Source organism: Rhizobium sp. C1, from assembly GCF_021026335.1.
Taxonomy (GTDB): Bacteria; Pseudomonadota; Alphaproteobacteria; order Rhizobiales; family Rhizobiaceae; genus Ensifer_A.
On record NZ_JAJNCY010000001.1, the window covers coordinates 573,669 to 595,379 of the forward strand.

Below are 21,711 nucleotides of genomic sequence, written 5' to 3' on the forward strand. Positions count from 1 at the left end.
GTCATGATCCAGAACCCCATTCTTCCCGGCTTCAACCCGGACCCGTCGATCTGCCGCGTCGGCGATGAGTATTACATCGCGACCTCGACCTTCGAGTGGTTTCCCGGCGTGCAGATCCATCACTCGCGCGATCTGGTGAACTGGACCCTTGTGCGCCGACCACTGGAGCGGCCTAGCCAGCTCAACATGCTCGGCAATCCCGATAGCTGCGGCATCTGGGCGCCGTGCCTGTCCTATGCGGACGGGCAGTTCTGGCTGGTCTTCACCGACGTCAAGCGTTTCGAGGGCTCGTTCAAGGATGCGCCGAACTATATCGTGACCTCTCCGACGATCGAGGGCGAATGGTCAGACCCGGTCTTCGTCAACTCCTCGGGCTTCGATCCATCGCTGTTCCACGACGATGACGGGCGCAAGTGGTTCGTGAACCAGCAGTGGAACCACCGACCAGAGGCCCGCCATTCCAAGGGCCATGTTGCCTTCGACGGCATCGTGCTGCAGGAATATGATGCCAAGGCCGGCAAGCTGGTTGGGCCGGTGCGCAACATCTATTCCGGCACGCCGCTTGGTCTGGTCGAGGGGCCGCACCTCTTCAAGCGCGACGGCTGGTATTATCTCACCTGCGCGGAAGGCGGCACGGGTTACACCCATGCGGTCACCATGGCGCGGTCACGCACTATCGAGGGGCCGTATGAGGATCACCCGAACCTCTATGTCATTACCTCCAAGGACAGCCCGAATGCCCCGCTGCAGCGCGCCGGCCATGGGCAATATGTCGAGACGCCGGACGGGCAATTCTACCACACCCATCTCTGCGGCCGTCCGCTGGCCCCCAATCGCCGTTGCACGCTGGGCCGCGAAACGTCGATCCAGAAGGTCGAGTGGCGTGATGGGTGGCTCTATCTTGCCGAGGGCGGGCAGGTGCCTTCGGTCGAGGTGCAGTCGCCGACCGGAGCGAAAAAGAACCCGAAGCCGACCGAGATCGTCCAGACCTTCGACGATGCCAAGCTGCCGATGGAATTCCAGTGGCTGCGCACGCCTTATCCGGAGCGCATCTTCTCGCTGACGGAACGGCCCGGATACCTCCGCATCTTCGGCCGCCAGAGCATCGGCAACTGGTTCGAGCAGGGGCTGGTCGGGCGCCGGCAGGAACATCATTCCTTCCGCGCCGAAACCACGCTCGATTTCAAGGCAGAGACCTACCAGCATGTCGCGGGGCTGACGCATTACTACGGCCGCTTCAAGTTCCACGCGCTGGGTCTTTCCTGGGATGAGGAACTGGGCGCATCGCTCATCATTCTGTCCTGCCCCGGCGCCTATCCGACCGGCAAGCTGGAATACCCGATCGGCATGGGCGTGTCGGTGCCTGAAGGTGTTCTCGATCTGGCAATGGAGGTCCGCGACAATGACCTGCAGTTCTTCTGGCGCAAGGCGGGTGAGGGCGAATGGCTGCCAGTCGGGCCGGTTCTCGATGCGAGCGTGATATCTGACGAGGGTGGCGGCTTGAACGAACATGGCTCCTTCACCGGCGCCTTTGCCGCGATGTTTGCCTTCGACATCACAGGGCATGGCAAGCCCGCGGATTTTGACGGGTTTACGTATCGGGTGTTGTGAAGCCAGACACTCCGTCATGCCGGACTTGATCCGGCATCCAGTGCGCGCTGTCCAGCGCGCGTAAGACTCCTTGATCTCTCACTCCGTTTGAAGAGTTCTTTCAGCCCGCAGACGCGGGCTGGCTGGGTCCCGGATCAAGTCTGGGATGACGGATTTTGGGAGAGCCCTTACGGCGTCGCCGGCATGAAGCTACCGTCCCGCGCAGGGAGCGCCGGCACGTCGATATGCTCCGGGTCCAGACCCGATTTCGCCCGCTCGACCATCGCCTCATAGCCCGCCTCAAGATGGCGGCAAAAGCGTTCAGCGTCGAACAGCGGAGCGCGGAAGCGATTGGTGGCAAGCTTCTCGCGGATCGTCCCCAGCCGGTGACGGTCGGTTGCGAGTGACACCGCAAGCTCGATATAGCCGGCATTGTCGGCGGCGACGAGTTCGGGCGCGCCGACAGCGTTGAGCAGGCTTTCGGTGATGCGCGAGGCGAAATGGCTGCCCTTGCGGGTGACGACCGGCACGCCTGTCCATAGAAGATCCGAGCTTTCCAGCGCCCCGTTATAGGGGAAGGTGTCGAGCGCGAGATCTGCCGCCTGGATGCGGGCAAGGTGGTCTTCGTAGAAGACGTTGGGTGCGAAGACGAGCCGGTTCGGCATGACGCCCTGCAGTAGAGCGAAGCGGGTCAGGTTCTGGCGCGCCAGGACCGAGGTCTCCGCAAGCCAGAGCACGCTGTCGGGCACTTTCTTCATGATCGCGATCCAGAGACCGAAGGCTTCCGGCGAAATCTTGTCCGGCGGTGCAAACGCGGAGAAGACGAACTTGCTTTCCGGCAGAGCGAGGTCACGTCGTGTGCGCGGCTCGGGCAGCGGGCGGCGGACCGGGTCGTTCGGCATGAAGCTTTCCGGCAAGCGGCAGAATTTCTCGCCGTAATGGGGCTTCGAGCTTTCCGGCAATACGACCGGATCGCCGATCACATAGTCGAGATCGAGATTGACCAGCGTACCGGGGAAGCCGAGCCAGGAGATCTGGACGGGGGCTGCCAGCTGATTGAACAATCCCGGCCTTGCGCCGCCGGTATAGCCCTTCAGGTCGACCAGAATGTCGATGCCGGCACTGGTGATCGCGCGCGCGGCGGCGGTGTCGTCGAGGTCGTGGATGGAAATGATCGTTCCGTAGCGGGCACGGTTGTTGAAACCGAGCTTCTCCGGCGGCGTGGCGTCGATCAGGTAGATTTCGAACTTGTCCGGGTCATGGGCGTTGAGGACGCCGCGAATGAGATGCATGGACGGATGCTGGTCGGTAAACTCGTCAGATACGTATCCGACCTTGATGCGCGCGCTCCAGTCATGCGCCTGGACCCGCCGGATCATGTCGAGCCCGTCCGGCTTGTCGGGCATGTCGCTGGCATTTTCCGCGAGGCGGTTGATGGTCTCGTTCTCGCTCCAGATCAGGCTGTGGCGCGGAATGTCGCCCTTGAAGATCGCGGTATTCCCGGCAGCGAAATCGTTCTTCAGCCGCGTTTCGAGCGCGTTGAGCGTGTCGAAGTCGTGGAATACGGCCGCCAGTTCCATCAGGGAGAACAGGATCGGTCCCTGATCCGGCGCAATCGCATAGAGCTTCTTGTAGAGCGTCAGGTGATCTTCCGTCAGCTCGGCGCTGCCGACGAGACGCGAGGCCAGCGCCAGATGTTCCGGATTGGTCGAGTTGATCAGCCGGCGCTTGTGCGCTTCGACGAGCTCTTTCTCGCCGCGCTCCAGGAAACCCTTGATCAGGATGTAGACGACATCCTGATGGTCCGGGATCACCTTGTTGAGCTGCAGGGACAGAAGGAAGGCCTTCTCGTGCTGCCCCGCCTCTTCGTAAAGCTGCATGGCATTGAGAAGGAAGGCCGAGGCATGGGGTGTCTCGCGTTGCGCGGCACGCTCCAGCACTTCGGCGGCTTCGACCAGCATACCGGCTTTATGAAACGTACGGGCCAGAAGCGACAAGACATTCACGTCGTTAGCACCGCCGCTCGTCATCAATTCATTGATGATGATGAAGGTCCTGTCGAGGTCGCCGGCCTCGAAGGCGGCGACGGCCGCCTGCAGTGTGGGCTCAGTCAAAATTGCGGACTCCGGTCTGCGAATCGTTCGGCAATTCTTGCAAGACTAAAATGGAGCCGGCAAGGGGCGCGACACCCCCAAGGCCCGGTTGCCAACCGTTCAGGCTTCCTTGCTGAGGCATTCTTGCAAATTGTCAGCCAGAGACTGCAAGAGACGCGGGTAAAGATCGACGCCTTCCTCAAGAGTGGCGCCTTCCGGATCGAGTTCTCCCCGGAAAGTTTTCGTTCCCGAGGCGATCGTGTCCATCAGCTTCGGCTCGAATTGCGGTTCGGAGAAAATGCAGACTGCGCCGAGCGTCCGGATCTTCTTCTGGATCTCGGCAACACGGGCCGCTCCCGGCTGCACATCGGGGCTCACCGTGACCGAGCCGGTGGCATTCAGGCCAAATCGCTTCTCGAAATACTGGTAGGCATCGTGGAAGACCACGAAATGCTTGTCCTTGTAGGGGGCAAGCTGGTCAGTGATTCTGGTTTCGAGCGCGGCGAGCGCCGCATCGGTGCGGGCCGCGTTTTCGGAATAGGCGGTTGTATTGCTCGGGTCCGCCGCGGAAAGGGTTGCGGCAATGACCTTGACGGCCGCACGGGCATTTTCCGGGTCCAGCCAGAAATGCGGATCGGTTTCTTCTTCCTCGTGATCGTGATGATCGGCCACTTCATGAGCGTGATCGTGATCCGCCTGCGCCTCGCCGCCGTGGTCATGCGGCTCGAACGTGCCGCCTTCACGGGGTTTCAGCGTCACGACTGCCGGGGTTTCCAGAAGAGCGACGGTCGTCGCCTTGCCGGAGAGCGAGGCCAGCGGCTTGTCCATGAATTTTTCCATGTCGTGGCCGGTCCAGAAGACGACATTGGCCTGCGAAAGTGCTGCGGCGTCCGAGGGCTTCATCGTGTAGGTATGCGGCGAGGCTGCACCCTTGACGATGAGGGCGGGTTCGCCGACGCCCTGCATGACGGCCGCGACCAGCGAGTGGATCGGCTTGATCGAGGCGACGACATGCAGGTCGTCCGCCTCGGCCGGAAGCGCGGCAAAGCTGGTCGAGCCGGCGAGGAAAAGGACGGCCAGACCAGACACAGTCTTGCAAATGGGCATGGATAACCTCAGATATGTTATACTGTTACAAACTTGTGTCACGATATAACGTGTGCGATAAGGCCTGACAAGGGCGGGATGACGGAACTGATGTTGCATAAGGGCAATGGCGCAGAGCCGCTGGTAACGCTTCGCGGGGCAGGGATCTCGCGCGGCGGACGCTGGCTCGTGCGTGGCGTCGACTTTTCGGTTTTGCCCGGCGAGATCGTGACGCTGATCGGTCCGAACGGTTCGGGCAAGTCCACCACGGCGAAGATGGCAACAGGCGTGCTGAAGCCCTCCGAGGGCGAGGTGATCCGCCGTGGCGGGCTCAAGGTCGGCTATGTGCCGCAGAAGCTCGCCATCGACTGGACCATGCCGCTCACCGTGGAACGTCTGATGACCCTGACGGGCGCTCTGCCGGCACAGGAGATCGACGCGGCGCTTGCGGCCACAGGCATCGCGCATATGAAGAAGGCCGAGGTTCACCATCTCTCCGGCGGCGAGTTTCAGCGCGCGCTTCTCGCCCGCGCCATTGCCCGCAAGCCGGACCTTCTGGTGCTTGACGAGCCCGTCCAGGGCGTCGATTATGCTGGCGAGGCGCTGCTTTATGAACTCATTGGGCGTATTCGCCGCCAGATCGGCTGCGGCATTCTCCTGATTTCGCATGATCTGCATATCGTCATGGCGGAGGCCGATACGGTCATTTGCCTCAACGGCCATGTCTGCTGTCGCGGCACACCGAAGGCGGTGAGTGAGAGCAATGCCTATCGCAATCTGTTTGGCGCACGCGGCTCGGCGGCGATTGCCTTCTACGATCATCATCACGACCACGAGCATCTGCCGGATGGGCGGGTGCGGCATGCGGACGGAACGGTGACAGACCATTGCCATCCGGACGACGGGCATCATCACGATCACGCGGACCATGCGCATGCGGGCCACGATCATGCAGGCCATGACCATGCGCATCATGATCGTGATCACGCGCACCACGACCAGGCGCCGAAGGGCGGGCATCGCCATGCTTGATGACTTCTTCATCCGCGCGCTTCTGGCCGGTCTCGGGCTGGCGCTGGTCGCAGGACCGCTCGGCTGTTTCGTGATCTGGCGGCGCATGGCCTATTTCGGTGACACGATGGCGCATTCGGCGCTGCTTGGGGTCGCCCTTTCGCTTCTCCTGCATGTCAATCTGACCGTGGCCGTCTTTGGCGTCGCGACGCTCGTTTCGCTGGCGCTTCTGGCGCTGCAGCGGCGCGGCGCGCTTTCGACGGATGCGCTGCTCGGCATTCTGTCGCATTCGACGCTTGCCATCGGTCTCGTGCTGGCGGCCTTTCTTACCTGGGTCCGCTTCGACCTGATGACCTATCTCTTCGGTGATATCCTTGCGGTCGGCCAGACGGACATCTTGATGATCTGGGGCGGCGGCGTTCTCGTTCTTCTGGCGCTGGCGAAAATCTGGCGGCCGCTGATTGCCGCCACCGTTAATCCGGAGCTTGCTGAAGCCGAAGGTATGGAGCCGGAACGCACGAGGCTCTTCTTCATGCTCCTTCTGGCACTTGTCATTGCGATTGCCATCAAGGTTGTCGGCATCCTGCTGGTCACGGCCATGTTGATCATTCCGGCAGCTGCTGCGCGGCGTTTTGCGGGTTCGCCCGAGATCATGGCCGTGATGGCCTCGGGCCTCGGGATGGTCGCGGTTGCGGGCGGGCTGTTCGGCTCGCTGCGTTTCGACACGCCATCGGGACCGTCCATCGTGGTGGCGGCGCTTGTCATCTTTCTTGTCAGCCTTCTGCCGTTCGGGCAGAGGAAGACCATCGATCAGCCGGGCCCGGGACAGCGGGCGGACAGCCGGCGTGGAGGCATATCATGAGCGTTGCGGGTCTCACCAAGAACCAAGCCCTCGTCTTTGACAGGCTGACGAATGCCGGCGGGCCGATGAGCGCCTATCAGATCCTTGATAATCTGCGGGAGGAGGGGTTCCGCGCGCCGTTGCAGGTCTATCGCGCGCTCGACAAGCTGGTCGCCGATGGGCTCGTGCACAAGCTTGAAAGCCTCAACGCCTTTGTGGCTTGCGCGCATCCGGAAGAAAAATGCGGTAGCCATGGGCTCACGGCTTTCGCCATCTGCAACGAGTGCGGCAATGTCTTCGAATTCCATCATCACGGGTTCGAACACGACCTCGAGCATTTCCTTGGAGCGAAGGGCTTCAAGCCGGAAAAGACAGTGGTGGAAATTCGCGGGAAATGTGCGAACTGCGCCTGACCTCGATCAGGGTGAGAGCAGGATTTTCCCGTTCCGCGCCGCCAGCGCCGCCGGCAGTTTCTCGATCGCGTTTTTCAGCGGAATGATTTCGGCGACGTCCGTCGTCCAGCGGCGGTCGACGAAGCGCTGCTGGACTTCGCCGATGACGCGGATCTGTTCTTCGGGTGGTGTGTCGCGGAACCATTCGGTCAGCCAGAAACCGGTGATCGATTTGCTCATGAAGATGAACTGGCCGAGTTCGCGGGCGCTGATCGCGCTGGAATCGAGCTTGCCGTAGATCACCCAGTTGGCGCGGTTCGGCATGGCGAAGAAGATGTCGGCGGAGAGCTGATTGGCGACCGCGTCCAGCATGACGCGCGGCTTTTCCTGCCGGGCAATGGCGCGGAACTGGTCGAGCACGTCCGGATCGGTTTCGACGAGAACATGGGCGGCGCCGAGCGCCTTCAGCGGCTCTATCATCTCGCGGCGGCGGACGAAGACGATGGCGCGATAGCCTTCGTCTCTCGCCAGTGATGTGACCAGCTTGGAGACCTGGCTGGCGCCGGCCGTCTGGATGAAGCTCTTGCTTTCGGCCTGGCGGACGATCTGGAACATCGCATAGGCGGTCAGCGGATTGACGATGTGCCCGGCGGCGTCCACATCCTGCATGTCGGACCGCACCGGGATGCAATTGTGGGCGGCGGTCAGGGCATAATCGGCCCAGCTTCCCGAACCGTCCATGGAGACGGAGAAGGCGACGCGCTTGCCGACGAGCTTTTCGGCATAGCTGCCCTTACCGGAGACCACATCGCCGACGCCTTCGAAGCCGGCGGGAAATCCCTTGCGGCGTGGCTGGCCGTATTCTCCCTTGATGAAATGGAGATCGGAGGGGTTGATATTGGCGAGCCGGGTCCTGATCAAAACCTGTCCGTCCTGCGGTTCCGGCACCGCGATCTCGCCATTCTCGATGAAGGGTTCCATCGTGTCGAAGAGGATGCCCGTCTGCGTGCCGGAATAGCCGTCGTGTTTCTGGAGCAGGGCGTGCATGGTCTTCGCAATGGTCATCGCTGTCGTCTCCCTGCGACTGCCGCCGGACAAGGCGTGGATCGGCAGCGTTTCATTTTGTTCAGCCATGAACCAATTGGACGCCCCGGTCAACGCCTCGCCTTTGCGGGGCCTTTCAGGTCACAGGGATCTGCTTCAGGCCTTTGCTGAAGCGTTTCCAGTTGCGGACATAATTCTGCGCGGACAGGCCGAGCCGTGCCGCGTCGTCTGCTTCGAGCGTACGAATGGCGCGGGCCGGGGCGCCGACGATGAGAGAATTGTCCGGGAACTGCTTGCCTTCGGTGACGAGTGCATTGGCGCCGACGAGGCAGTTGTTGCCGATCTTTGCGCCGTTGAGCACGGTTGCGCCCATGCCGATCAGCGAGTTGTCGCCTATGGTGCAGCCATGGATGACGGCGCTGTGGCCGATGGTGCAGTTCTGTCCAATATGGACTGGGAAGCCGGGATCGGTGTGGATCACGGTGTTTTCCTGGATGTTTGAGCCCTTGCCGATAGCGATGATCTCGTTATCGCCGCGCAGCGTCGCGCCGAACCAGATGCCGACATCCTCGGCGAGTTCCACCTTGCCGATGACATGGGCACCCGGCGCGACCCAGTATTCGCCGTTTTCGGGCGTCTTCGGGGCAATTCCATCCAGTTCGTAAAGCGGCATTTCGTCCTCCCGTTGCACTATGAAGCCATTTATTGGATGGAAAGGCTGGTTATTCAAGAGGCTAGGACCCATATCCGGTTGACACGGGCCCGCGTTCCCGGCAGGTCACAGCAATATTGATGACTATGCTCGACAAGCCCCTTTGCAAAAATCAGAACAGGAGATGTGATCGGGATGTTCGGCCTTGAAATGTCCGCTATCTACGCCCTTTTTCAGGTGGCGATGATCGATCTGGTGCTGGCGGGCGACAATGCCATCGTCATTGGCATGGCGGCGGCCGGTCTCGACAAGAGCCTGCGCAGCAAGGCCATCCTGATCGGCATTCTGGCGGCCACGGTACTGCGCATCCTGTTTGCGATCGTGGCCACGCAGCTTCTCCAATTGACCGGACTGCTGCTGGCCGGCGGCATCCTGCTTCTGTGGGTCTGCTGGAAGATGTGGCAGGAATTGCGCACCAGCGCAACCGAGCGCGCGCATGGCGACGCGGCGCTGGATGCAGCGACCGATGGTGTGCCGGATGGTGCTGATCCCGTGCTGGACGCCGCGCCGCGCAAGACGCTGCGGCAGGCCGTCACGCAGATCATCATTGCCGATGTCTCCATGTCGCTCGACAACGTTCTGGCCGTTGCGGGGGCTGCGCATGATCACCTCGGCGCCATGGTCTTTGGGCTTTCGCTTTCTGTCGTGCTGATGGGCGTCGCCTCGTCCGTCATTGCCAAACTTCTCCACAAGCACCGCTGGATCGCCTGGCTCGGTCTCCTTGTCATCGTCTATGTCGCGATCAACATGATCTTCGACGGGACCGACGATCTGACCCATGGGGGCCTGCCTTACGTTCCGTTCCTGAAGGGGTGAGGCATGGGAAATTTCTACGCTGAAGCCGTGGCATCGGGTGAGAAGATCTTCTCCATTGCACCCATGCTGGACTGGACCGACCGTCACTATCGCTATCTGGCGCGGCTGCTTTCGAAGCGCGCGCTGCTTTACACCGAAATGGTGGTGGCCGATGCGATCATCCATGGCGACCGCGAAAGGCTGCTGGGCTTCGATCCGTCAGAGCATCCGGTCGCACTGCAACTCGGCGGGTCCGATCCGGGCAAGCTGACGGAGGCGGTGCGAATTGCCAGCGATTTCGGCTATGACGAGATCAACCTCAATGTTGGCTGCCCGTCTGATCGTGTCCAGTCCGGCACGTTCGGGGCCTGTCTCATGCAGACGCCGGATGTCGTCGCTCGGGCTGTGGCGGCGATGAAAATGGTTTCAAACGTCCCGGTGACGGTCAAGTGCCGGATCGGTGTGGACGAGCAGGATCCGGAAGAAGCGCTTCCCGGTCTCGTGGTCCCGGTATTGGAGGCAGGGGCAGACGCGGTGTGGGTTCACGCCCGCAAGGCTTGGCTGCAGGGCCTCAGCCCCAAGGAAAACCGCGATATTCCGCCGCTGGACTACGACATCGTCTATCGCCTGAAGCAGCGCTTTCCCGATGTCTTTATCGGCATCAATGGCGGCATTCTGACACTCGATGAGGCGAGGGCGCATCTGGCGCATGTCGACGGCGTGATGATCGGCCGGGCCGCCTATCACAACACGTCGATCCTTGGAGATGTGGATGCGGTGCTTTTCGGGGAGGAGCACGAGCCGCTGTCGCGGGAGGAGCTTCTGGAGGCTATGACCGCCTATTGCGCGCGGTTCGTGGCCTCGGGTGGCAAGCTTTCGACCGTCACGCGGCACATGCTCGGACTGTTTCAGGGTATGCCTGGCGCACGGCGCTATCGGCAAGTGCTGTCGACCGATGCGCCGAAACCCGGCGCGGGCGTCGAGGTTCTGGCCCGCGCCTTCGAGGCCATGCAGCCGGCGGCGCTCGCCGGCTGAGATCTCATTTTAGTGATGTTCGCTGGTCAGTCGGCGCGGATCATTTCCGTGCCGAGCAGCAGGTCGTGGACCAGGCGACCGTGATTGGTGAAGAGGCCGGCCAGAAGAATGAGCGGCGTCAGAACGGCATTCATGATCCAGAACAGGGCCAGGTGGACCAGCGCGACCATGAAGTCGATTGGCTGGTTGTCCAGCCGGCGCATTCTCAGACCCATTGCACGCATGCCGGGCGTTGCCTGTGCCGGGCCGCTGATCGAAAGGCCGAAGTAAAGACCTGCCACGACGAAGAACAGCACCGGATAGAGGTAGAAGCCGAGGCCGAACGTGATCAGGCCGAAGAAAAACACCACCACGATCGCCGGCAACATCAGCAGCGCCACGATGATATAGTCGATGCAGAAACCGAAAATGCGGCGCGACAACACACCCTGATAGGCGCGCCAGTCGAGCGGATAGTTGTCTTCACGGGTCATGCTCATCGTCGTTCGTCTCCAATGCCGATCGAAGTGCCGGCTCCACCTTTATATGGTGCAGTATTGGTCGATCTTCAACGCGGACGAGGCTGCGCTCAGCCCTTGCTGAGGATTTTGGCCACTTCGGGCGCAAAATAGGTGAGGATACCGTCGCAACCGGCGCGCTTGAAACAGAGAAGCTGCTCCATCATCACGCGCTGACCGTCGATCCAGCCGTTGGCAGCGGCGGCCTTGACCATCGAATATTCGCCTGACACCTGATAGGCGAAGACGGGCAGGCCGAATTCCTGCTTCATGCGCCAGATGATGTCGAGATAGGGCAGGCCGGGCTTGACCATCAGCATGTCGGCCCCTTCCTCGACGTCGAGCGCCGCGTCGCGGATAGCTTCCGTGCCGTTGGCGGGATCGATGTAATAGGAGTTCTTGTCGCCCTTCAGGAGCCCGCCGGTCGAGATCGCCTCGCGATAGGGGCCGTAATGTCCGGAAGAAAACTTCGTTGCATAGGACATGATGCCGACATTCTGGTGTCCCGCAGCGTCCAGTGCCGAGCGGATGGCGCCGATGCGACCGTCCATCATTTCCGAAGGAGCGATGATGTCGGAGCCGGCATCCGCCTGGATGACGGCGGCGCGGGCCACAAGTTCCACCGTCTCGTCATTGACGATGATGCCATCGCGCAGGATCCCGTCATGGCCATGGCTGGTGAAGGGATCGAGCGCGACGTCGGTGATGACGCCGATTTCCGGCACGGCCTTCTTCACGGCCGCGGTTGCCTGATTGATAAGGTTCTCACGCTCCAGAATGTTCGAGCCGGTGATGTCGCGCTTTTCCATCTCGATGTTGGGGAAGGTGGCGATCGCCGGGATGCCGAGGGCTGCGGCCTCCCGGGCCGCTTCCACCAGCCTGTCGACGCTCATGCGGTTGACGCCCGGCATGGCGGCGATCGGATCGGCGATGTTGGTTCCCGGGACAACGAAGACCGGCCAGATCAGATCGTCCACCGTCAGCGAAGTCTCGCGCACCAGACGGCGCGTCCAGTCGGCCTTCCTGTTGCGGCGCATGCGGCGATGGCCGGTGATCAGGTCTACGGCGTGGGTCTTGTCGGTCATGATGGGACGTCCTTTGGAAGAATGGCTTCTGTTATCACGCGTGGTCCCGAAACGGAACGGCGAATGAACCGTTGATGGCGCGCCGAAATGACACGGGTCGGGCTGGCGGTCGGACGCCGGCTCGCTTATCGTCTGAGAATGAGTGGAGATTCAAGACCGGCCGTCCGGCGCACCCTGATCGAGACGCTTTTTACCGTCTTCATGCGCATGACGGCGGTGGCCTGCTTCTATTTCGGACTGCGCTACTGGGACCTCGTACTGGGTGTTTCCAGCGGCAGCCACATTCGTTTCGACGTGATGACGGTGCCGTGGCGGACGATGGCGACGATCCTGGCGGTCTCCTATCCCATCATTTCGCTCGGCCTTTGGATGGGCTCCGCCTGGGGGGCTGCGATCTGGGCGGCGGTGGCGATCGGCGAGGTGCTGGCGCATACGCTCTGGTCCCGTATCTTTGGCGCTGACGACATGCTGATCGTCATGGATGTCAGCGTGGCTTGCCTCTATCTGGCTTTCCGAATCGGACTCTATCTGGAGCGGCGCGGCCGCAGCCGGGTAAGGACTGATTCACTGTAACTCATGCTCCTCGAATAGTAACGCCCTGTTAATCCTGCGTTTTAAGTAGAATTTTAGATGCATTCGATAGTCTCTGGTCATAGGCGGAAGAAAACAAAAGAACCGCCACAAAAACAGAGAGGCAGTCATGATCAAGAACCAGAAGCAGGCCGTCGCCAAAGTCGAAACGCATGAAGACCCGATCCGCGATCTCTATATGGAGTCGCTGCACCTGGTAGAACGGCTGCACCGCCGCCTGCTGGATGTCATCAAGGACGAGTTCGACCGCCAGGGTCGTTCGGATGTCAACGCCGTCCAGGCACTCCTTCTTTTCAACATCGGCAATTCCGAGCTGACCGCCGGCGAGCTTCGCTCGCGGGGCTACTACCTCGGCTCGAACGTGTCCTACAACGTCAAGAAGCTGGTCGATCTCGGCCTCATCAACCACAGCCGTTCGCGGGTCGACCGTCGCGCCGTCCGCATCAGTCTGACCAAGGACGGTCAGGACATCGCCGAGACGGTTGCACGGCTCTATGAACGCCATATCGGCTCGATCCAGAAGGTCGGCGGCATCGGCGAGGACGAGTTCACGCAGATGAACAAGCTGCTGCAGCGCCTCGATCGCTTCTGGAACGATAGCATCCTCTACCGTCTGTAAAAGACGCGGTATTATCGTGATCTCTCGAAAGGGCCGGGCGGTTTCGTCCGGCCTTTCGTCTTTCGCGCTGCGATTATGTTCTTGCGCATTGCAAGGAATCTGCGACGCCGGGACACGAATCGGCCATATTGCTATGTCACCCGGGGTACCAAAGGTCATGCGTTCGGCTTGTTGCGTACAGGAAGAGCATTATGCCCGAACGGGCGCCCCCGGCCCGATCGTACAGCGATTTCGATGGATTGGTTTGAGAATGTCGGACAAGAAAATACTTGATCTCTCCCGCCGCGCTTTCCTCCGCAGCGCAGCGGCAGGCGGGCTGGTCGCCGTTGCCGGTAGCGCCTTTGCGGATGATATGGACCTTCAGAGCGTGATCGATGCGCCGCGCCGTGGGGACTGGGACGACCAGTTTGACTCCAAGGCGATCAGCTCCGCCTCGGCTGTGGCCACGACCAATCCGATCTTCGGGCCGGAAGCGATCCCGAATATCCAGCAGGCGATCAACAAGTATCAGGAGATTGTGACGCAGGGCGGCTGGCCTCAGGTCAATCCAACCCAGAAGCTGCAGCTCGGCGTGGCCGATCCTGCCGTTCAGGTTCTGCGCAAGCGCCTGATGATTTCCGGCGACCTGCCGCAGGCGGCCGGCATTTCGAACGCCTATGATTCCTACGTGACCGCCGCCGTGAAGCGCTTCCAGGCCCGCCATGGTCTGCCGCAGGATGGTGTTCTGGGCGATTTTACGCTCAAGGCCATGAACATTCCGGCCGATATCCGCCTGATGCAGCTGCAGACGAACTTCAAGCGTCTTCAGGAGGTCAAGGCAGACCTGGGTCAGCGTTACGTTATGGTCAATATTCCGGCCGCCTACATCGAAGCTGTTGAAAACGGCCGCGTCGTGCAGCGCCATACCGCCGTCGTCGGCCGTCCGTCGCGCCCGACGCACATCATCGACTCCAAGATCTATGAGGTCATCCTCAACCCGTATTGGACCGCGCCGCGCTCGATCGTCCAGAAGGACATCATGCCGCTGATGCAGAAGGATCCGACCTATCTGACGCGCAACAATATCCGCCTGCTCGACGGCAAGGGTCAGGAAGTCGATCCGAAGACGATCGACTGGTTTGCCGCGAAGGCACCGAACCTGACCTTCCGTCAGGACCCCGGCAAGATCAACGCCATGGCGTCCACCAAGATCAACTTCCACAACCCGAACGACGAGTACATGCACGACACGCCCCAGCAGGGCCTGTTCAATAAGCTTGTCCGTTTCGAATCCTCGGGCTGCGTCCGCGTCCAGAACGTCCGCGACCTCGCCACCTGGCTGCTGCGCGACACGCCGCCGTGGGACCGCCAGCATATCGAGCAGGTCATCCAGACGCGCGTCAACACGCCGATCAAGCTGGCGCAGGAAGTGCCGGTCTATTTCAAGTATTTCACCGCCTGGTCGGCCAAGGACGGTATCGTCCAGTTCCGCGACGACATCTACTCGATGGACGGCGCCCAGCAGCTGGCCCTGCAGACCGGCCTGAACCAGGAAACGGTCGATGGCTCGGTAAACGCGCAGTAAGCGGCGCGGTGTGATTTGAGATGTGAAAGGGCGGTCGATGAGGCCGCCCTTTTTTGAACTTGCGCTATTTCCCGGTCGCCATGGTCGGTTCTGTCCCGGCGATCTGGTCTGCTTGCTTCCTGTCGCAACGTCTCCTGGCTGGTTTCGTCAGCAGATGCTCAAGGCTTAACAGCGGGCCCGGGTGTGGCGGAGAAGTCGGCGTTCACTCCGCCGACTTGATCGACGCCATGATCTTGCCCACAGCCGCCGAGTTCTTCTCTTCCTGGCCCGGGGTGCCCCAATAGGTCAGCACGGCGACGGTTTTCTCGTTCAGCACGAGGGCGGCGAGGCCGACGGAGGCGGGGCCGTCCTTGTCCTTGCCGGACCATTCGATATAGACGATATCCTTACCGTTCAGCTTGTCTTCCGTGTATTTCTGCGTCTTCTCGTCGATCTTGACGCCCTGACTGTCGAGGAACTTGGCGGCTTCGTCGATCATGTCGCCGGTCTTCTTCGGCGAGGCGATGTCGATGGCGAGATAGACCGAGTTGTCGGCGGAGTTGATTTCGATGCCGGTATTTGTCTCGTTGGTCGTCCAGTCGTCCGGAACATCGGCCGAGATGATCGGGCGGTTCGACGGGATCTGGATTTCGCCGGCATAGGCGGCCGTCGAGAGGAGGAGGAGGGCGGTCGCGACGAGAAGTTTCTTCATGTTGGGTCCCCTTTTGCGCCCCGGTTGCTTCGTCTGATTGCGACAGCCCGGTCGGCCTGAATGAGCGAAGCGGTCATCACCTTGCCGACGATATCGGGGTTCGGATATCCGGCTCCCGCAGGCCGCTTCCGCCTACGGTCAGACGACTATAGACTGTGCACTGCGACAAAAGACACCGGCGAGCGGATGATCCCAAAAATATCCGCGCGCAAGATGTCTCATCCTTGTCATCACGGGAGGGGGCCGCCCATCTTGCCGTGCTTTTCCGCCAGGATCCGCAGGCAGGCTTCGAAACCGGTGAGGTCGGAATAGAGAGCGTCCTGGCTCGCCTTGTGGATCACGACCGGTCCGCCGCGCCGTTCGACGCCGCCATGCAGCATAAGGTTTTCGATCATGTCGAAATCCTCGAGCGACAGGCCGTCCGGGCCGCGCTTGCGGCCATCTTCCGCCAGCTCCACCTTGCCGTCATACCAGGCAACCGTGCGGGCGTAGTGGTTTTCGGCGATGTTGGTATAGGCGGCCACGAGCTTGCCGGTGGCGCACATGTAGCCGAGTTCGAAGGCCGTGCCGGGATCGGCAGCAATGCCCCGGAATGGTGTGAGGTTGGCGATCACCCCGTCTGCGGCGTTCATGAAGCCCTCATCCGTCGCGCTGATGTTGAGGCCGAACTGGTGGCGCGTCGGTGCGGGTTCGATCACGAGATCGCCGGGGCAGATGGGCTCGAAACCATAGGCGCGCGTCATGGCTGCCTTGGCGTCGAGCACCGCGCGAGCATTGGGGAGAAAGACCTCGGGTCCGGCGAGATAAAGCTTCAACATGAAAAGACCGTCCAGCGGTAAAGGAGGGGACAATGTCCCTTCATAGGGTCCGGGACGGTCTTCGGCAATGAGCAGATAGCAAACGCGCAATCGCGTTCTTACTGCGCCAGCTTGATCGAATTGAGAATTTTGCCGATTTCAGGCATGTGCTTGTCTTCCTCGCCCTGGGTGCCCCAATAGGTGAGGACCAGCACGGTCTTCTCGTCGAGGATCAGGACTGCGAGGCCGACGGAGGCGGGACCGTCCTTGTCGGTGCCGGACCAGCTGATATAGACGATGTCCTTGCCGTTCAGCTTGTCTTCCGAATACTTCTGCGTGTTCGTGTCGATCTTGATGCCCTGATCGTCGAGGAACTTGGCGGCGTCATCAATGATGCCATCCATCTTCTTGGGCGAGGCGAGGTCGACGGAGAAATAGACCGCCCCGTCGTCGGAGGTGCCTTCCAGACCATTGTCGGTCTCGTTGGTCTTCCACGAGCCGGGCATGTCAAGCGTGGCGATCGGGCGGTTGGACGGAATTTCCCAGACTTTTGCGTAGGCCGTGGACGCAAAGAGAAGCGCAGCCGAAGCCGCGATGATCAGCATTTTCATTTGTGAACCCCCTCAGGAACGAAGCGACGGGAATCTAGCCGAGATTCCCGAAATGCGGTAGGGGCGGAGATTGTTCTTTTGAAACAATGGTTAAGGGGCGGAGGTCTACACCATCCGCCCCTTTATCCCTGGCACTTGTCGGTCAGCCTTTACTTGGCAGCCTTGATCGAGCCGATGATCGAGTTGATCTCGGCGCCGTGCTTGTCTTCTTCGCCCTTCGTGCCCCAATAGGTGAGGATGAGGGAGTTCTTTTCGTCGAGAACGACGATCGCAAGTCCGATGGTCGCCGGGCCGTCCTTGTCCGTGCCGGCCCAGCTGACGAAAACGGCATCCTTGCCGTTCAGCTTGTCCTGCTTCTGCTTCTCCGTCTTCTCGTCGATCTTCACGCCCTGTTCTTCGAGGAACTTGGCGGCTTCCGGGATCGTCTTGTCGAGAGCACCGGTATCGGAAATATCAACGGCAAAATAGACGGCGCTGTCGGCAGACGTGCCTTCCAGGCCCGAGTCGGTTTCGTTGGCCGTCCAGCCGTCCGGCATGGAGATCGAAGCAACCGGCTTTTCGGACGGAATGCTGAAATCCTTGGCCTGCGCGGCGGTGGAGAGCAGAAGCGCGGCAGCCGCGGCCATTACGAAATTCTTCATGTGCAGTGGGTCCTTGTGGCAAAAATTGCGCGCAGACCATACATGCGAATTCACGCATGCGGACATTCATCCCGGAAATGTTGTCGGATGGACTTGGGTGGGACCGACTTCACCGCCCCGGCCGGCCGGTCTTGCCTTTGGTACGCCCCTTGCGCTTTTCGTCCACGGGATCCTCATAGGACCCGACGCCCGCCTTGCCGCGCACCAGCGGGCGCGGGTCGTCGATGTGTTTCTCGAGGGCGGGCTTGTCGGGGATGGCGCCGCGCACCGGCTTCTCCGTGCGGCCGACGGTCATTTCGTCGAGAGAGTTCTTGCGGAACAGTGGCTTGGCGGTATCCGTGCCGGGGCCCATGTCGTCCAGCGAAGGCTTGGCGAAGAGGGCGGGTGCGGCAGACTTTCCACCCTTCTCCTGGCTGCGTGACTCTTCCCTCGCCAGCGGATCGTCCATGACGGCAAGTTCGGCGGCCTTGAGGCGCTTGATCTCGTCGCGGAGACGTGCGGCGGTCTCGAAGTCGAGATCGGCCGCGGCGTCGCGCATCTGCTTTTCCAGCGCGTTGAGATGGGCTTGAAGATTGTTTCCGACGAGGTCGGTGGCGGTTCCGCCCTTGACGCCGCGGACCTGAATGTCGGCGCGGACGTGGTCGCGTTCGTAGACGCTATCCAGAATATCGGAAATGCGCGCCTTGACCGATTCCGGCGTGATGCCGTTGGCTTCGTTATAGGCCATCTGCTTTTCGCGGCGGCGCGAGGTCTCGTCCATGGCGCGCTGCATGGAGCCGGTGATCTGGTCGGCATAGAGGATGACGCGGCCGTCGACGTTACGTGCTGCGCGGCCGATGGTCTGCACCAGCGAGGTTTCAGAGCGCAGGAAGCCTTCCTTGTCGGCATCGAGGATCGCCACGAAGCCGCATTCCGGAATGTCGAGACCTTCGCGCAACAGGTTGATGCCCACCAGCACGTCGAATGCGCCGAGGCGCAGGTCGCGGATGATCTCGATGCGCTCCAGCGTGTCGATGTCGGAATGCATGTAGCGGACGCGGACGCCCTGTTCGTGCAGATATTCCGTGAGGTCCTCGGCCATGCGCTTGGTCAGAACCGTGACCAGCGTGCGATAGCCCTTGGCGGCGGTCTCGCGGATTTCGCCGAGAACGTCGTCCACCTGGCTCTTGGCCGGGCGGATTTCCACCGGCGGATCGATGAGGCCTGTCGGGCGGATGACCTGTTCGGCGAAGACGCCGCCGGCCTGCTCCATTTCCCAATTGCCCGGCGTCGCCGACACGGCGATGGTGTCCGGGCGCATGGCGTCCCATTCCTCGAAGCGCAGCGGCCGGTTGTCCATGCAGGAGGGCAGGCGGAAGCCATACTCGGCCAGCGTCGCCTTGCGCCGAAAGTCGCCGCGATACATGCCGCCGATCTGCGGGATGGTGACATGGCTTTCGTCGATGAAAATCAGGGCGTTATCGGGGATATATTCAAACAGCGTCGGCGGCGGCTCGCCGGGGTTGCGCCCGGTGAGGTAGCGCGAATAGTTTTCGATCCCGGCGCAGGAGCCGGTGGCTTCCAGCATTTCGAGATCGTATTTCGTGCGCTGTTCCAGCCGCTGCGCTTCAAGGAGACGCCCGGCCTTTTCCAACTCGACAAGACGGCCCTTCAGCTCTTCCTTGATCGACTTGATCGCCTGGTTCAGCGTCGGGCGCGGCGTCACATAGTGCGAGTTGGCGTAGATCTTGACGCTCTCCAGATCGCCGGTCTTGTGGCCGGTCAGCGGATCGAATTCCGAAATGCTCTCGATCTCGTCGCCCCACATGGCGATGCGCCAGGCGGCATCTTCAAGGTGGGCGGGGAAGATTTCAATCGTGTCGCCGCGCACCCGGAAGGAGCCGCGGGTAAAATCCATGTCGCGGCGCTTGTACTGCTGGGCCACGAGGTCGGCAAGAAGCTGGCGCTGGTCGAGCCGGTCGCCGACCTTCATCTGGAAGGTCATGGCCGTATAGGTTTCGACCGAACCGATACCGTAGATGCAGGAGACGGAAGCGACGATGATGCAGTCGTCACGCTCGAGAATGGCGCGGGTCGCGGCGTGGCGCATGCGGTCGATCTGCTCGTTGATCGACGATTCCTTCTCGATATAGGTGTCCGAGCGCGGCACATAGGCTTCCGGCTGGTAGTAATCGTAGTAGGAGACGAAATACTCGACCGCATTGTGCGGGAAGAAGTTCTTGAACTCCGAATAGAGCTGCGCCGCCAGCGTCTTGTTGGGCGCGAGAATGACGGCAGGGCGCTGCGTCTGCTCGATGACCTTGGCCATCGTAAACGTCTTGCCCGAGCCGGTGACGCCGAGAAGCACCTGAGACCGTTCGCCGGATTCGAGGCCCGAGACCAGATCGGCAATCGCCGTCGGCTGGTCACCCGCGGGCTCATATTCGCTGACCATGCGAATGGCGATGCCGCCTTCGGACTTTTCCGGCCGGGCGGGACGATGCGGCGTCCAGATCTTGCCGTCCTTGAACAGCGGATTGCCGCTCTCGATCAGTTTCGACAGCGCATCCACCGTCGCCGTGACGCCACCCGTCGAGGCCAACGCATCGGCCTCTTCCAGCGACAGTTCCATGCCGGCGACCGGATTGAGACCGGCTGCGGCGCGGGTCTTGGGATCGGAGGACGCGCCGATGGAGGTCCCGCGCGACGTGCGCTTGTCACCAACGCCTTGAACCTCGCGCAGGTTCGATCTCCCCCCTTGAGGGGGAGATGTCCCGGCAGGGACAGAGGGGGGTGGGCCGCGCCGTGAAGCCTTGCCTGCCGGCACAGGCGCGGAAGCCTCCTTCAGCGCCTTGTTCTCCACCGTCACCCGATGCGTCCCGGCCTTCGACCGGATTTCCCGCATCTCGGAACGCCGGCTATCCGCCTCGGCTTCCGCCTCGAGCTGTTTGATCCAGTCGGAAATACCGCCCTCAAGCGGCGCCCCCTCAAAAGGAGCCTGCGGCGCCTCCTCGAAACCGGAGGAGCGGGGAGAATTTTTCGGTGATCTGGCCATGCCCGGAATATGGGGCGAGTCAGGGGAAAAGGGAAGGGGCGGAGGGGCAGGAAGGGCGGGGATGCTGACAGGAAGTGGAAGTGGTGTGTTAATATTATGCAGTACAGAATATGTTTCGTGTCATTAGCATTATGAATGTAAGGAAGTTGGACGATCGGAAAGTGGTTTCTACCTATGTAGATCGAGAGCACGGTTTATGCATTTTTCTCGATAGCCCGTAGTTCATGCCACAGCTGCCTTGATAGATCCGCATTGTCTTTAACATGATCCATTCGCTCGATGCTTATCAATATCTCAGATGCCGCCCGGGTATCCAAAAGTATGTGACCGTTTTGCTCTGCGTTTACACGAGCACCTTGCTGATATCCACTATGTGCAACAAAGCACCCCATCAGAGGAGCTGAGCAATTTCTAAACCAGGCTGGGATGATCCGGGTCAGTTCTTCGCGATTGTTCCTGATTGATGTCATGCAGTCATTGAAAGATTGAATTTTCTCTCGCGCGACGGCGCTCTTGTAGTATTTTGACTGGCCGACTATACGAACGCCACGTCCGCCGGATATGAAGAGCTTCGATTTTGAGAAAGCCGGGACGATTGCAAGGAAGTCTATTCCGAACTCGTTCCCCGGGGGCGTAATGTGGACGCGGCTGGCACCCAATTTCCGCATTAAAAGACCCCCAAGGAATTCAAAGTTGCGGTCATTTTCGAGCGATTCTATCCAATCAATCGCAAAGGATCGATTTCTCAGTTTCTGAAGACGCCTGCGATCCTGATCGTCGTCGATTATCCACTTTACCCGCAAAGATGGCCGTTCAATGTAGCTGAAGGTAGGTAGCCCGCCGAATCCGATATGTTCGAGATCATAGACTCTCAAATCGGAAAACAATGCTTTCCGAAATTTTGCTACGAACTCCTCGTCGCGAATAGATGTCTTTCCTTGCAAATGTTTTATTGCGCTTAGAGAAAGAGATTCTATAGAAA

General features: G+C 60.8%; 21 protein-coding genes. 9 read left to right on the forward strand and 12 right to left on the reverse strand.

Annotated features, from left to right (window positions below):
• Positions 1-3 precede the first annotated feature (3 nt).
• Complete coding sequence (locus LQK83_RS02880; RefSeq protein WP_269065154.1) at positions 4-1,611, forward strand: glycoside hydrolase family 43 protein; 1,608 nt, start codon at positions 4-6, stop codon at positions 1,609-1,611.
• Positions 1,612-1,778: 167 nt separating this feature from the next.
• Here LQK83_RS02880 and LQK83_RS02885 read toward each other — a convergent pair whose 3' ends face one another.
• Positions 1,779-3,704: an O-linked N-acetylglucosamine transferase, SPINDLY family protein gene (locus tag LQK83_RS02885; RefSeq protein WP_230835774.1), complete on the reverse strand. Its 1,926-nt coding sequence runs from the start codon at positions 3,702-3,704 to the stop codon at positions 1,779-1,781.
• A 99-nt stretch (positions 3,705-3,803) separates the two neighbouring features.
• Entirely contained in the window at positions 3,804-4,790 is a 987-nt protein-coding gene (gene znuA, locus LQK83_RS02890) for a zinc ABC transporter substrate-binding protein ZnuA (protein WP_230835775.1), read from the reverse strand.
• Between the two features lie 90 nt (positions 4,791-4,880).
• On the opposite strand from znuA, the gene LQK83_RS02895 reads away from it, so the two are divergent.
• The 3 genes from LQK83_RS02895 to LQK83_RS02905 are packed head-to-tail and all read left to right on the forward strand — an operon-like array spanning position 4,881 to position 7,034.
• On the forward strand, positions 4,881-5,801 hold the full coding sequence (locus LQK83_RS02895; protein ID WP_230835776.1) for an ATP-binding cassette domain-containing protein: 921 nt from the start codon (positions 4,881-4,883) through the stop codon (positions 5,799-5,801).
• Positions 5,734-6,642, forward strand: a complete 909-nt coding sequence (locus tag LQK83_RS02900) for a metal ABC transporter permease (protein ID WP_230836269.1) — start codon at positions 5,734-5,736, stop codon at positions 6,640-6,642. Before LQK83_RS02895 ends, LQK83_RS02900 begins: the two co-directional genes overlap by 68 nt.
• A complete protein-coding gene (locus tag LQK83_RS02905; protein WP_230835777.1) occupies positions 6,639-7,034 on the forward strand; it encodes a Fur family transcriptional regulator in 396 nt (131 codons plus the stop codon). The genes LQK83_RS02900 and LQK83_RS02905 overlap by 4 nt, the downstream gene beginning before the upstream one ends.
• A 6-nt stretch (positions 7,035-7,040) precedes the next feature.
• Here LQK83_RS02905 and LQK83_RS02910 read toward each other — a convergent pair whose 3' ends face one another.
• Together LQK83_RS02910 and LQK83_RS02915 are read right to left on the reverse strand one after the other, a co-directional pair.
• Positions 7,041-8,147 (reverse strand): alcohol dehydrogenase catalytic domain-containing protein, encoded by a 1,107-nt coding sequence (locus LQK83_RS02910; protein WP_330166257.1) that lies wholly within the window; start codon positions 8,145-8,147, stop codon positions 7,041-7,043.
• 46 nt (positions 8,148-8,193) lie between these two features.
• Positions 8,194-8,730 (reverse strand): gamma carbonic anhydrase family protein, encoded by a 537-nt coding sequence (locus LQK83_RS02915; RefSeq protein WP_230835778.1) that lies wholly within the window; start codon positions 8,728-8,730, stop codon positions 8,194-8,196.
• Positions 8,731-8,904: 174 nt separating this feature from the next.
• Between LQK83_RS02915 and LQK83_RS02920 the strand changes: the two genes are divergently transcribed.
• On the forward strand, positions 8,905-9,585 hold the full coding sequence (locus LQK83_RS02920; protein ID WP_230835779.1) for a TerC family protein: 681 nt from the start codon (positions 8,905-8,907) through the stop codon (positions 9,583-9,585).
• A gap of 3 nt (positions 9,586-9,588) precedes the next feature.
• On the forward strand, positions 9,589-10,599 hold the full coding sequence (gene dusA / locus LQK83_RS02925; protein WP_230835780.1) for a tRNA dihydrouridine(20/20a) synthase DusA: 1,011 nt from the start codon (positions 9,589-9,591) through the stop codon (positions 10,597-10,599).
• Positions 10,600-10,625: 26 nt separating this feature from the next.
• On the opposite strand, the gene LQK83_RS02930 is transcribed toward dusA, so the two are convergent.
• The gene (locus LQK83_RS02930; RefSeq protein WP_230835781.1) at positions 10,626-11,078 is read right to left on the reverse strand and encodes an RDD family protein; all 453 of its coding nucleotides are present in this window, start codon (positions 11,076-11,078) and stop codon (positions 10,626-10,628) included.
• Between the two features lie 89 nt (positions 11,079-11,167).
• Entirely contained in the window at positions 11,168-12,181 is a 1,014-nt protein-coding gene (hemB, locus tag LQK83_RS02935) for a porphobilinogen synthase (RefSeq protein ID WP_230835782.1), read from the reverse strand.
• 87 nt (positions 12,182-12,268) lie between these two features.
• On the opposite strand from hemB, the gene LQK83_RS02940 reads away from it, so the two are divergent.
• The 3 genes from LQK83_RS02940 to LQK83_RS02950 all read left to right on the forward strand — a co-directional run bounded on the left by LQK83_RS02940 (position 12,269) and on the right by LQK83_RS02950 (position 14,955).
• On the forward strand, positions 12,269-12,754 hold the full coding sequence (locus LQK83_RS02940) for a DUF6163 family protein (protein ID WP_230835783.1): 486 nt from the start codon (positions 12,269-12,271) through the stop codon (positions 12,752-12,754).
• A 127-nt stretch (positions 12,755-12,881) separates the two neighbouring features.
• Complete coding sequence (gene ldtR / locus LQK83_RS02945) at positions 12,882-13,391, forward strand: transcriptional regulator LdtR (protein ID WP_230835784.1); 510 nt, start codon at positions 12,882-12,884, stop codon at positions 13,389-13,391.
• Positions 13,392-13,641: 250 nt separating this feature from the next.
• Positions 13,642-14,955: a L,D-transpeptidase family protein gene (locus LQK83_RS02950; RefSeq protein WP_230835785.1), complete on the forward strand. Its 1,314-nt coding sequence runs from the start codon at positions 13,642-13,644 to the stop codon at positions 14,953-14,955.
• A 202-nt stretch (positions 14,956-15,157) separates the two neighbouring features.
• On the opposite strand, the gene LQK83_RS02955 is transcribed toward LQK83_RS02950, so the two are convergent.
• The 6 genes from LQK83_RS02955 to LQK83_RS02980 form a co-directional block, all read right to left on the reverse strand.
• On the reverse strand, positions 15,158-15,646 hold the full coding sequence (locus LQK83_RS02955) for a histidine kinase (protein ID WP_230835786.1): 489 nt from the start codon (positions 15,644-15,646) through the stop codon (positions 15,158-15,160).
• Positions 15,647-15,876: 230 nt separating this feature from the next.
• A complete protein-coding gene (locus LQK83_RS02960; RefSeq protein WP_230835787.1) occupies positions 15,877-16,464 on the reverse strand; it encodes a nucleoside 2-deoxyribosyltransferase in 588 nt (195 codons plus the stop codon).
• Between the two features lie 98 nt (positions 16,465-16,562).
• Positions 16,563-17,054: a histidine kinase gene (locus LQK83_RS02965; protein ID WP_230835788.1), complete on the reverse strand. Its 492-nt coding sequence runs from the start codon at positions 17,052-17,054 to the stop codon at positions 16,563-16,565.
• Positions 17,055-17,203: 149 nt separating this feature from the next.
• The gene (locus LQK83_RS02970) at positions 17,204-17,695 is read right to left on the reverse strand and encodes a histidine kinase (RefSeq protein WP_230835789.1); all 492 of its coding nucleotides are present in this window, start codon (positions 17,693-17,695) and stop codon (positions 17,204-17,206) included.
• 109 nt (positions 17,696-17,804) lie between these two features.
• On the reverse strand, positions 17,805-20,729 hold the full coding sequence (gene uvrB / locus LQK83_RS02975; protein ID WP_330166258.1) for an excinuclease ABC subunit UvrB: 2,925 nt from the start codon (positions 20,727-20,729) through the stop codon (positions 17,805-17,807).
• A gap of 194 nt (positions 20,730-20,923) precedes the next feature.
• Positions 20,924-21,673, reverse strand: a complete 750-nt coding sequence (locus LQK83_RS02980) for a restriction endonuclease (RefSeq protein WP_230835790.1) — start codon at positions 21,671-21,673, stop codon at positions 20,924-20,926.
• Positions 21,674-21,711: the final 38 nt, after the last annotated feature.